We start from the raw sequence: 12,059 nt of genomic DNA, 5'->3' as shown, positions 1-12,059 counted from the left end.
CCGTATCTCTTTACCGCGCAGTTTCTCTAAACTACGTAATATGACATCTCTTATTCCAACTATTATAATGCTAATCCGTATAACAAAATCCCTGTTGCTACCGCTACATTTAATGACTCAGCTTGTCCTAAAAGAGGCACTATAATATTTTGATCGGTCTTCTCTAGTATCTCTTTATGAATGCCACTTCCTTCATTTCCTACGATTAACGCAAAAGAATCGCTTTTCTCCACTTGATGGAATGGCGTAGAGTTTTCAAATGCTGTTCCGAAGACAGTTACTTGTCGATTCTTCAATGCAACGATCCATTCATGTAAATCTCCTTTTACAATAGGGATATGAAAATGGGATCCTTGTGCTGAACGCAATGTTTTAGGGTTATATGCATCCGCGGAACCTTTACCGAGAATCACCGCATCGATTCCTGCAGCATCTGCTGTGCGAATCATTGTACCAATATTGCCAGGATCTTGGACAGCATCTATTAATAACAAACGTTTCCACTTTGTTTGTACTTGCTCTTCTACAGTTTGCTGTTTGCAATGCGCAAATATTCCTTGTGTGTGTTCTGTTTCAGCAAGTTCCTTTTGGATGACATCATTTATTTCTACGATTTCTAAATTGTCTACATCCCAATTTGCTGGAATCTCGCTCGTATCACTTAGCATAATTGTAAGCACCTGTTCTTTTTGTTTAATCGCTTCTTCGACTAAGTGATAGCCTTCGATAATGAATTCACCTGTTTTGTCTCGTTCTTTTCGAACACTTAACAGTTTTTTCCAATGCTTCACAAGGGAATTTTGGGGAGATTCGATTCGTTTCATTTATATGTACCGCCTTTTTTATTTAATAGTAACAAATTCGTGTATACCTTGCGAGAGTTTGGAAAAGATAATTACGAGGAGTGATAAAAATGGATTTTCAAATTCGAGAAGCAATTTCAAACAATTTAAAAGGGAATTCTGCAACAGATATTCGTAACGTAGTCGAAGATGCTATTCAAAGAGGCGAAGAACATCTTCTACCTGGGCTTGGAGTTATCTTCGAAAAATGGTGGAAGATGGCCGATGATACAAAACGAAGCTCCGTATTAAATGAAATCTCTGCAGCATTCAAATAAAAATAATCCGTGAAGAAATAATACTCTTCACGGATTATTTTTATTATTCCCCTTCTTCTGTCACATGCTTTCGTACATGAATATAAAAAATGAGATATTGCACTAATGATAGAACGACAATATTTAAAATAATTAGGATCTTAGAGGTAGGAATTAGTAAATGAAAAACGGCTGAAAGAGGTAATGACCATGTGAAGAAAGTATAAACTTTCTGAGTCGCTACCCTTGTAATCATTTGCCATGCTTCGTCATCTTCCATGTATTCAAGCGGCTTAGTTCGCCATACCGATAATTTTTTAGTTGGGTGTTCTTTATTATATTTCTTTAACTTACTAGATAAAATAATTGCCATGATAAGAAACACCGGAATTAGCAGAAAGACAATACCACCTTCTAATGCTTCAAGTTGGATCGTATATGAAAATGAGGTTTTATTGTTAACGTAAGTAGTGACTGCACCGGTAATCATGAAAACCAATGCCATAAATATTAACATAAAACCAATTTGCCAAAGTGGATACTGTACCCGAAAATCTTTTTTCATCGTTATTCCTCCTCTTCTAGCCAAAATAGTTCGTCTACCTTACATTCCAAAACATGTGCAAGCTTTAAAGAAAGTGTAATAGAAGGAGAAAATTCTCCTTTTTCGATAAAACCAATAGTCTGTCTTGTCACACCTACTTTTTCTCCTAAAACCCCTTGCGTATAACTAAATCTAGCGCGTAATTCTTTCACACGATTTTTAAGCATTTTTCTCCTTCTCTCGAAAAGTTAACTATTATATACATAATGTAATGTATACTTAACATAATGTCAATGATAATTAACTTCTTTATTCTGACAAAAATGTTAATCCCTAATTTTTCAATAGCTCAATAATTGGAAAAGTAAAGATTGTGAAAAAATTCATAAAGATTCAATTGCAATTTGTCGAATTATCTGTATAATTACTCTATTAGAATTAACGGGAAAATTCTAATAAAACATATACTTATATTTTTATAAAGAGGCGATTTAACATGACTGTATCAACAGAACAAATAGTAGAAACATTAAAAGAGTTTTTAGACGAAAGCCAAGTGTCTGTCAATCAAACAGTACGAGAACTACATAGTAAAGACGAATCTTATCATCATGTCAGTCTACCTGATATCGTTGTTTTTCCTAAAACAGCAAATGACGTGAGCCAAATTATGAAAATAGCAAACAATTTCAAAGTAGCAGTAGTTCCTTTTGGACGTGGCTCCAGCTTAGAAGGACATATTATTCCATACGACAACGGAATTACAATTGATTTTTCATTGATGGATAAAATTTTAGAAGTTCGTGAGAATGATTTATTAGTAAAAGTCCAACCCGGTGTGACGAGAACGCAACTAAATAAAGAACTAAAGAAATACGGTCTTTTCTTTTCCGTAGATCCCGGAGCAGATGCAACCTTAGGTGGAATGGCTGCTACAAACGCTAGTGGTACAACTACTGTTAAATACGGTGTGATGCGAGATCAAGTTCGTGATTTAGAAGTAGTACTTGCAGACGGTACGATTATACATACAGGAAATTTGGCTGCCAAATCGGCATCGGGTTATCATTTGAACGGACTTTTTGTAGGTTCGGAAGGAACGCTCGGCTGCTTTACAGAATTGACTTTAAAGGTGTACGGGATCCCAGAGTTTACAACAGCAGCAAGAGCAGTGTTCCCGACTGTTCAAAACGCAGTAGAGGCCGTTACTTCCATTTTGCAGGCAGGCGTACCAATCGCACGGGTAGAGCTAGTGGATGAAAGCTCCATACGTCAAGTAAATCGATTTAGTGAAACAAATTATGCTGAAAAGCCTACTCTTTTCTTAGAATTTGACGGAAACGAAGCAGGATTACAGCAAGATGTAGAATTTACAAAAGAAATAATGGAAGATCATCTTTGTGAGGAAGTTCAATTCGAAACAGATAATACTGCACGCACAAAGCTTTGGGATGCTAGACATAACCTTGCGTATGCGTATATTCACGGAAACGTAGGGAAAAAAATGATGGTAACCGATGTTTGTGTACCTATTTCAGAGCTAGCGGACGCTGTCATATATGCAAGAAAAGAACTGGATGCAATTGGTCTTGTCGGAGGAGTTCTAGGACATGTCGGAGACGGAAACTTCCACGCGTTATTGATGATTGATATGAACAATCCAGAAGAAATAGCTAAAGCAGAAGCATTCAATGAAAAAATCGTTCACTATGCTCTAGAGCGAGACGGTACTTGTACTGGCGAGCATGGTGTAGGGGTAGGAAAACAAAAGTATCAAGCTACTGAACATGGAGCAGCGTTACTAGTAATGGAAAAAATTAAAGTCGCACTTGATCCGAACAATATATTAAATCCAAACAAAATCGTAAAAATAGAAAGCTTAGGTGAATAATTTGAAAATATTAGAGTCTATTAGTAATTTTGCAGGAAAGTATTTTGCATTTTTAGTAATCGCAGTAGCGGTCATTGCATTTTTAATACCTGATACGTTTCTTCCATTTGGTAAGTATATTACAATTTTGCTTGGAATTGTTATGTTTGGGATGGGTCTTACGCTAAAGGCTGTAGATTTTAAATTGATTTTAACGCATCCGAAACCTGTTATAATCGGGGTTTTAGCCCAGTTCATCATTATGCCCTTAACTGCATTTGCAATTGCTTATCTTTTGCAATTACCAAGTGAGTTAGCGGCTGGTCTTGTTCTTCTCGGTTCTGTACCCGGGGGAACTGCTTCGAATGTTATGGTTTATTTAGCCAAAGGAAATGTTCCATTATCTATTACTATGACTTCTTTCTCGACTATCTTGGCACCTTTATTAACACCATTATTGTTGCTTTTACTTGCAGGACAATGGATGCCAGTCAATGCGGTTGATATGTTCATGTCTATCATTCAAGTAATTATTATTCCGATTATTCTTGGATTGCTTTTGAAAAAAATATTACCGAATGTAGTGGAAAAAAGCTTAAGTATTTTACCACTTATATCAGTACTAGCTATTATTACAATTGTTTCTGCAGTTGTTGCAGGTAACGTAAATAACATTGCTTCTGCTGGTTTCTTAGTGTTTGTAGGAGTATTCCTGCATAATGGAGCAGGGTTATTATTAGGATATTTTGCTGCGAAGCTAATGGGTCTTTCCGAATTAGATCAACGTGCAATTTCCATTGAAGTAGGTATGCAAAACTCTGGTTTAGGTGTGGCACTAGCAACCGCTCACTTAGGTCCGTTAGCTGCTCTTCCAAGTGCTCTAGGAGCAGTTTGGCATAATATTTCCGGTCCAATTTTAGCGACTTATTGGTCCAAACGCCCGGTAAAAGAAAGCACTGAAACCACAACAACTAAAATACCAAATAAAGTTTCAAAAGCTTAATCATTTACTTTACTAAAGACCTATCTTAAGGATAGGTTCTTTTTTTGTAAAAATAATAAAGAGTGATTCAGCGTCTCCCGAATCACTCTTCGTATGTAGCGATGAAGCCGTCCATCTTGACGATCGACATCGCATGTATTGGAATAGCCTGGTGACAAACCCTGTCTTCCCAGTCTATTGTTCCTAAATTCCGATTAAGCCATTAGAGAAGCTAACACTGCCTTTTGTGCGTGCAAACGATTTTCAGCTTGCTGGAAAATGTATGAATTCGGTCCATCAATTACAGCAGTAGAGACTTCTTCTTCTCGATGAGCAGGCAGACAGTGTAAGAATATATAATCATTCTTTGCATTCGCCACCAGCGCTTCATTGATCTGAAACTCTTTAAAGTCTGCTAAACGTTTCTGCATTTCCTCTTCTTGCCCCATAGATGTCCAAACATCTGTATAAATAACATCTGCATTCACCACTGCTTCTACAGGATCATTCGATACGAACAAAGATCCACCATTTTGTAAAGCAATCGCTTTTGCTTTTTCCATAATTTCTGGATTTGGTTCATAACCAACCGGTGTTGCAACGGCAATATGCATCCCCATGTATGCTGAAGCTATAACTAGAGAGTGTGCCACATTATTCCCATCTCCAATATACGCAATCTTTAAACCCTGTGTATATCCTTTCACTTCATGAATCGTTAGAATGTCTGCCAGCGCTTGGCAGGGATGATACATATCTGTTAATCCATTAATGACAGGTATGCTCGCATGCTCGGCTAATTCTTTCACCATTTCATGCGAATTTGCACGAATCATAATGCCATCTAAATAACCAGACAATACATGGCCCGTATCATAAACTGATTCACCTCGACCGATTTGCAAATCATGTGAATGCATAAACATACCATTCCCACCTAATTGTTTCATACCAACTTCAAAAGAAATTCTAGTTCTTGTTGAGTGTTTTTCAAAAATCAGCCCTAATGTTTTACCTTCTAAAAGTGGAGGACATTTCCCCGCCTTTGTTAGCTTTTTCAATTCAACTGCAAGCTGAATTATATCTACTATCTCCTCTTTTGAGTAATCAAAAAGAGTTAATAGATCCTTACCTTTTAAACTATCTACAACTTTTAAGTTCGCCCATTCTAAAAGTTTCATTTATAAAAACACTCCTTTGTGTATATTTATGTAATTATCATTATAAATATGAATAATAATAAAGTCAACTGAATTTATATGCAAAACTGAAAATTAAAAAACGTCTAGAATGGCATTCATTATGCTCTTCTAGACGATTTTTATTAATCAAACGTAATTTTATTTACTGCATCGCGGTCTAATTTTTTGATTACTTCTACAATCAATTTGACTATGTTTTCATAATCATCGCGATGAAGAATTCCAGCATGTGAATGGATATAACGCGTTGCAATTCCAATTGATAATGCTGGTACACCATTCAAAGAAATATGCATAGAGCCTGCATCTGTTCCTCCACCAGGGATCGTTTCAAATTGATATGGAATATTATTTTCTTCTGCCGTATCAATTACAAAATCACGCAATCCTTTATGTGATACCATTGATGCATCGAACAATACAATTTGTGGACCCGCTCCCATTTTGCTTGTTGATTCTTTCGCAGTAATACCAGGTGTATCTCCTGCAATACCAACGTCAACTGCAAAACCGATATCTGGATTTACTTTTACTGTAGAAGTTTTAGCACCACGAAGTCCAACTTCTTCTTGAACAGTTCCTACACCATATACAATGTTCGGATGTTGTACATCTTGCAAACCTTTTAATACGTCGATTGCAATAGCACAGCCGATACGATTATCCCATGCTTTTGCAAGTAATAATTTTTCATTGTTCATCACCGAGAATTCAAAATATGGTACGACCATATCTCCCGGTAATACTCCCCACTCCATCGCCTCTTCTTTTGAGGAAGCACCGATATCGATGAACATATCTTTTACGTCCACTGCTTTTTTTCGTGCATCCGCTGTTAAAATATGAGGAGGTTTTGATCCGATCACACCGGTAATAGTATCACCTTTACGAGTCACGATTGTCACTCGTTGTGCAAGCATTACTTGAGACCACCAGCCACCGACTGTTTGAAAGCTTAAAAATCCTTTGTCATCAATTTTAGAAATCATAAACCCGACTTCATCTAAATGCCCTGCTACCATGATCTTGGGACCATTTGCGTCCCCCACTTTTTCAGCGATCAAGCTTCCTAAATTATCATATTCTATTTTATCTGCAAAGGGCTTTATATACTTTTCCATTACTTGACGAGGTTCACGCTCATTCCCTGGGATTCCTTTTGCATCGGTTAACTCTTTAAGCATTGTCAATGTCTCATCTAACTTTGTCATTATTTCGCCCTCCTAAATATAACTGCCATATCAATTATATTCTAAACTCATCCTATTTTCAAAATTAAGTGATAGATTTTAATCGGCTCCTGCTCCGCCGCCTCCTCCGTCACCACCGCCACCACCACTGTCTCCGCCGAAAAATCCTCCTGAATCGGATGAACCTCCGCTAGAGGTAGCACCCGGTGTCCAGTACCATGTTTTTGCCACATAGTCCATTGGGTCTGTTCCAGCTATTAATAGTGCTGCCAAGGGAATCGTTTCATCCACAACTGGTATGTGCACATTTTTTCTACCAAATAGATATGCCCGTGTCGTCCACTTCTCCTGCTCTGTTTTCGAAAGATCGGCAGGCATTCCACTTTTTATACTTCTTTGGAAAGAGCGAATACTATCTTTTACACGTACAGCATTCAACGAAAGAATATTTATCGGCACAGCGATATATAAAAGAATAACCGCTAAGATTAAACCAAAGATTTCACTCATCAATTCATCATTTACTATGTTCCCAACCATTAAACTAATCACAATCATATAAAGAGCAAAATACCAGTGAGCAGTTAGTTTAACCCAATTAATAATGAGAACGACTATCGTAATAATCCCAATGAATACAATACTTCCGCTGCTTCTGAAATCTGCATAGTAGCTTATGGCAACGAAAGTCGTTAACAATATGATTGCTAAACTAATAATAATCTTTGGTAGTTTGTGATGAAAAGTTCCCGCTTCTTCTAGTTCATCCTGCACTTTTTTATGCCAAGTTTTTTGATTCTTTTTAAACTCTTTTGTCCTAGTATGATAGTAATTGGCCATCCCATTATCTCTTTCTTTTCTTGGCGCTCCCGCTGCATCATGCAAATGGAATGCCCATTTACTTGAACCACTTTTAGTGCTAAATAGCCATTGGATTAAATAAGCTTCGGATAAGCCCTTTGCAATTCCTCCGTTTTTCAAGCGAAACAATAAAGTTTCTTTAGGCGCTTTCGGGTCATTTTTAAAACGTATTGCCGCTCGTGAAGGTTTGACTATTGCAGCTTCTTTTTCAACTAACGAAAATAAACCGGCTAAAAAAGTTTTCTTATCCCGTTTTCCTGTCTTATATACAGAAAACAAGTATAAAATATCAATGTTAAGTATGTACTCTTCATTTCCTTTTCGCCAAAAATGTCTTTGAGGTAAAGCAATAATAAAAAGTACAGCAAGGATCACTAATATAAGCGAAACTTTTGGTAAAATTTTTATAAGTACAGGAATTTCTGATAGCCTCTTTTTCATCGCATCCGCTTGTTTCTTGTCGTTTGCAAATGCTTCTTCCATCGAGCTAGTACTTTTCGTTTTCTCTATACCTGTCAGAACAGATGAAGGAAAAAAGAAGGATGTTTTTGTGAAGGTAAATGCCTCCGAAATCGGTGTTTTAAACCGAATTCCATGTTCAGACTTCCCATTTTTCTTCGCATTTCGATCGAACAATACTCCATCGAATTTAACAGGATCCATTGTTTGAGGGAGAATAAAATCTATTGTTACATTATGAAAATCTTGATCATGTGCATCTCCATCTCCAAAATATGTAACATCGGCAACACTATATGTATCATATGCTTTCACTGCATTCTTAAGAGTATATACATACAAAAAAGAAACTTTTTCGTTTGTTTTGTTAATATTTGTTCGATATACTCCATTCTCTTTCTTAACATGCAATGTTTTTAATGTATTATCTTCGATGAAACCTGGTTCTGGACTTAAAGTAGTTATTTCATGAGCGTAAAAATTCACCACATTTTTATCATGTTCTTTTGGAAAGGATCGCTTTAGACTTGTATAATTCCCATCAAAATTATAGGTAAATACTTCATTCACTAAAAGATCGCCATTTGGTTGAATCCAGGATTTAATATGTATTGTGTCTATTGAGTAGGATCTCTCTTCCGCAACTACACTAGATGAAAAAGCTAACAAAAATAATACAAGCAAAAAAAGGAACTTTTTCATTAACTTCACCTCCACATTAATAAGTTAATATGTTTACGGTTTACAGTAGAAAAAGTTCCAATTATTTGATATTTTCATATCGTTATATAGTCTTCTTATATAAACCGCTCATTTCTAGAAAAAAGCTATTATGAATAACTTTCTTCTCTTTTGCTATAAACTTCATAAGCAAAATAACCAAATAATAAACCTAACCCAGGTCCCCAAGCAATTGTTGATAGTAAAGAAATTTGGAAGAATATGCTTAAAAGTATAGCAATAGCAAATCCAATCATCATTCCAAATGGGATTAAACTATCTAATAAACTTTGAGCACTTTTTGATTTTTTCTTACCAAGTGCGCCTTTCTTATATTTATATTGCATTCTTAAAACTACAAATACTGCAATTCCTCCTACTATTACAAGTGGGATTAATGTACGCACAATATCCAAAGTTAAGCCCATTTTTTACCCCTTCATTCTTTTGATTTTGAATTGATTCCATTTTAACATAGTTTATTCCATTAACGTTCGTATTAAAGGACTTCGGAAGAATTATTGCCATACGTTTAGCGAACAAAATGGAGGAAGAATGCGTCCTAGTCACATTCCTCCCCCCAAAAAAATCATGGTAATAGTATAGAACTGATTTAGCTCAAAGTATTAATAACCACTCTTCTGTCTTTCATAATTTGTTTCATTTTTAGAAATATACGCTTGCAATACATCTTCACTAGTAAAGCCTAGCTTTTTTGCAATGGCACCATACAAAACCCAAATTTTTTCATATGTACTTTTCGTCGATTCATGTAAAAATGCGATGATTGCCTCGTTTGTTAAAAGAAATAGTGTAGTTAAGTCTTCCTCTTTATCTTCCATTGGCCAATCTGTTAAATCATCCAAGCCTTTTTCAATTCCCAATGACAATAAAAAATGAATAGAGTCGACATACTCTTCTAAAATAACATTCTGTTCAGACGATCCCTTATCACTCCAGAACTTAAAACAACGTGTTTCATTCGCTAATTCTGCAAGTTCTACAACAAGGGCTAATCCTTTTTTTACAAATACATCTTCATCTACTCGCTTATTTGTTTGAATATATTCGTCCAATGCTTGTTGCATTTTAAAAAGTTTTGTTAAATTCATCATTTCCTCCAATTATTTTAAATTATTTTGAAACCAAACTACCTCTTCTATCGTATAGCAATTACTATGTATTTTACAAGGAGGACATTTTTGATGATTGTATTACTACGACTGCTAATAATTGTCATAATCATATATGCATTTTATAAAATTCTTCGTTATTTGTTTGATCCGAAGAGAAAGTTAGATGAATCCTATGAGAAAGAACAGTACTATTTTTATGATGATATAAAAAATGTCCGTAAGAATTTTTTCATAACGTATAAAGGTGCATTATTTGAAGGTGAAAAGTATTTAGGTACGACGGAACAAGCATTTGAAGTAGTATCTATTTTCGTTTGGATAAAAGATCCTTCCAAACTACAAGGGTTTTCAAAAGAGGATTTTCGTTTTTTGCAAAATGAAATACGGATGAATTACCCATCTGCCAAAATCAATTGGAAGAGCCCGATAGAGCAGCTCATGAAAGATGAAGCATAGCTGAAACACGAAAACAGCTATCTCTAAGTCAATATTGCAAATGGAAATAATGTAATATTCATGAGATGTCGCACATAATAGGGAAACTGCGCGGTAGTGAGTTGAATGAAGTGGACGCTTTCCGCGGGCACGGCTTCAATCTCCTCGGCGCTCCGAAAACAAATGCTCCTGCGATTACTCGTCGCAAAGACATTGGTCAAACAAAGTTCGACCAATGTCTTTCCTGCGGGGCTTTCAGCTCGTACTGCTCCCGCCGGAGTCGCCACCCCTTCGCTACCATCCAATAGAGTTTGCTATTTACTCCATAATAAAACACTAAATTTAGTACTATGTTGCATTTTCTATGGATGAAACCTTTGATTAGTTGAAAAGATAGACTATCTAGCGATTGTGATCAATTATAGGGAGCTACTATTGCTTGAATGGCTAATAGTAACCTTCTCTATAATTTATACTGTACATAAAATGATTCTAAATTAGAAACTGCTTGACAATTGTAAATAAATTAAATAGTTTTTTTGCATTTAATTATGGATTAGTCAGCAAGTTCTATTGATGGAAGCGCAAGGCGGCGACACCTGCGGGCTCAGCGGGACAGGTGAGACCCCGCAGGAGCATGCGACGAGGAGGCTCACCGCCCGCCCCGCGGTAAGCGTCCGCCTGGAGCGGAAATCAATTGCCTTTGCTGTATCTCTTTACGACGCAGTTTCCCTATTCTACGTGCAAATTAGAAAAGTGATATAACTTACTTAAGTTACTCTTAAAAAATATCAATATATATTGAACTTTATAGTTATTGAACATAAAAATAGCGAACACCCCTAGATCATACTTGGGTTGTTCGCTTTTACTAACCAAAAAAGTATAAATACATAGACGATGAGCAGCATTAAAAAACCTACACGAAAATTCGTATGCTTTGTTTTATGTCGGAACAACTGCATTCCTAAGTAAGCACCAATGCCCCCGCCAAAGATAGCAAGCGACCATAATGTACGCTCTGAAACTCTTTGTTTATGGTTTTTCGCCTGTGATTTGTCATAGCCCATAACGACAAACGAAATAACAGACATGATTAATATAAAAAAGGGAATAATTTGATTCATATTTCTACCCCTTGTACAAAAAAAGCTGATAGAATCTCTATCAGCTTCTTTATCGTTTATTATTTAGCGATTGCTTTTTTTGCTGCATCTGCAAGTTGTGTAAATGCTGCTGCATCAGTTACAGCTAGATCAGCTAACATTTTACGGTTTACTTCGATTTCAGCTAATTTTAATCCGTGCATTAAACGGCTGTAAGAAAGACCGTTTAGACGTGCTGCCGCATTGATACGTGTGATCCATAATTTACGGAATTCACGTTTTTTGTTACGACGGTCACGGTATGCATACATTAGAGATTTCATAACCTGTTGGTTTGCTACTTTATATAATGTATGTTTTGAACCGTAATAACCTTTAGCTAATTTTAATACTTTTTTACGACGCTTTTTTGTTACTGGTGTGCTTTTTACGCGTGGCATGATTCATTACCTCCT

At 36.2% G+C, this 12,059-nt stretch carries 14 protein-coding genes; 4 read left to right on the top strand and 10 right to left on the bottom strand.

All coding sequences use genetic code 11. From position 1 onward, the window contains the following. Nucleotides 1-62: 62 nt before the first annotated feature. Nucleotides 63-824, bottom strand: a complete 762-nt coding sequence (locus tag OR571_RS03375; protein WP_282241428.1) for a TrmH family RNA methyltransferase — start codon at nucleotides 822-824, stop codon at nucleotides 63-65. 89 nt (nucleotides 825-913) lie between these two features. Here OR571_RS03375 and sspI point away from each other — a divergent pair, with 89 nt between their 5' ends. After that, complete coding sequence (gene sspI / locus OR571_RS03370; RefSeq protein ID WP_142538750.1) at nucleotides 914-1,120, top strand: small acid-soluble spore protein SspI; 207 nt, start codon at nucleotides 914-916, stop codon at nucleotides 1,118-1,120. Between the two features lie 43 nt (nucleotides 1,121-1,163). Here sspI and OR571_RS03365 read toward each other — a convergent pair whose 3' ends face one another. Both OR571_RS03365 and OR571_RS03360 read right to left on the bottom strand, forming a co-directional pair. After that, nucleotides 1,164-1,664 carry a hypothetical protein gene (locus OR571_RS03365; RefSeq protein ID WP_282241427.1) on the bottom strand — a complete coding sequence of 167 codons (501 nt, stop codon included), beginning with the start codon at nucleotides 1,662-1,664 and terminating at the stop codon, nucleotides 1,164-1,166. Nucleotides 1,665-1,666: 2 nt separating this feature from the next. Continuing rightward, nucleotides 1,667-1,870, bottom strand: coding sequence for a helix-turn-helix transcriptional regulator (locus OR571_RS03360; RefSeq protein WP_282241426.1), 204 nt, complete (start codon nucleotides 1,868-1,870; stop codon nucleotides 1,667-1,669). 269 nt (nucleotides 1,871-2,139) lie between these two features. Between OR571_RS03360 and OR571_RS03355 the strand changes: the two genes are divergently transcribed. Both OR571_RS03355 and OR571_RS03350 read left to right on the top strand, forming a co-directional pair. Continuing rightward, nucleotides 2,140-3,534, top strand: coding sequence for an FAD-binding oxidoreductase (locus tag OR571_RS03355; protein ID WP_282241425.1), 1,395 nt, complete (start codon nucleotides 2,140-2,142; stop codon nucleotides 3,532-3,534). A gap of 1 nt (nucleotide 3,535) precedes the next feature. Beyond that, nucleotides 3,536-4,516 (top strand): bile acid:sodium symporter family protein, encoded by a 981-nt coding sequence (locus tag OR571_RS03350; RefSeq protein ID WP_282241424.1) that lies wholly within the window; start codon nucleotides 3,536-3,538, stop codon nucleotides 4,514-4,516. A 194-nt stretch (nucleotides 4,517-4,710) separates the two neighbouring features. On the opposite strand, the gene argF is transcribed toward OR571_RS03350, so the two are convergent. The 5 genes from argF to OR571_RS03325 all read right to left on the bottom strand — a co-directional run bounded on the left by argF (nucleotide 4,711) and on the right by OR571_RS03325 (nucleotide 10,039). Then, nucleotides 4,711-5,676: an ornithine carbamoyltransferase gene (gene argF, locus OR571_RS03345; protein WP_282241423.1), complete on the bottom strand. Its 966-nt coding sequence runs from the start codon at nucleotides 5,674-5,676 to the stop codon at nucleotides 4,711-4,713. A 143-nt stretch (nucleotides 5,677-5,819) separates the two neighbouring features. Beyond that, a complete protein-coding gene (locus OR571_RS03340; protein ID WP_282241422.1) occupies nucleotides 5,820-6,908 on the bottom strand; it encodes a M42 family metallopeptidase in 1,089 nt (362 codons plus the stop codon). Nucleotides 6,909-6,986: 78 nt separating this feature from the next. Then, nucleotides 6,987-8,909 carry a DUF2207 domain-containing protein gene (locus OR571_RS03335; protein WP_282241421.1) on the bottom strand — a complete coding sequence of 641 codons (1,923 nt, stop codon included), beginning with the start codon at nucleotides 8,907-8,909 and terminating at the stop codon, nucleotides 6,987-6,989. 128 nt (nucleotides 8,910-9,037) lie between these two features. After that, nucleotides 9,038-9,343 (bottom strand): hypothetical protein, encoded by a 306-nt coding sequence (locus OR571_RS03330; RefSeq protein ID WP_481900356.1) that lies wholly within the window; start codon nucleotides 9,341-9,343, stop codon nucleotides 9,038-9,040. Nucleotides 9,344-9,553: 210 nt separating this feature from the next. Continuing rightward, complete coding sequence (locus OR571_RS03325; protein WP_282241419.1) at nucleotides 9,554-10,039, bottom strand: dUTP diphosphatase; 486 nt, start codon at nucleotides 10,037-10,039, stop codon at nucleotides 9,554-9,556. Nucleotides 10,040-10,132: 93 nt separating this feature from the next. Here OR571_RS03325 and OR571_RS03320 point away from each other — a divergent pair, with 93 nt between their 5' ends. Further along, nucleotides 10,133-10,519, top strand: a complete 387-nt coding sequence (locus tag OR571_RS03320; RefSeq protein WP_282241418.1) for a sigma-w pathway protein ysdB — start codon at nucleotides 10,133-10,135, stop codon at nucleotides 10,517-10,519. Between the two features lie 821 nt (nucleotides 10,520-11,340). Here OR571_RS03320 and OR571_RS03315 read toward each other — a convergent pair. Next, nucleotides 11,341-11,625, bottom strand: a complete 285-nt coding sequence (locus OR571_RS03315; RefSeq protein ID WP_282241417.1) for a DUF1294 domain-containing protein — start codon at nucleotides 11,623-11,625, stop codon at nucleotides 11,341-11,343. Nucleotides 11,626-11,684: 59 nt separating this feature from the next. Next, nucleotides 11,685-12,044: a 50S ribosomal protein L20 gene (gene rplT, locus OR571_RS03310; RefSeq protein WP_142609353.1), complete on the bottom strand. Its 360-nt coding sequence runs from the start codon at nucleotides 12,042-12,044 to the stop codon at nucleotides 11,685-11,687. Nucleotides 12,045-12,059: the final 15 nt, after the last annotated feature.

The organism is Psychrobacillus sp. NEAU-3TGS (assembly GCF_029955155.1).
Lineage (GTDB): Bacteria > Bacillota > Bacilli > Bacillales_A > Planococcaceae > Psychrobacillus.
This window is presented reverse-complemented; position numbering and strand designations above follow the sequence as displayed.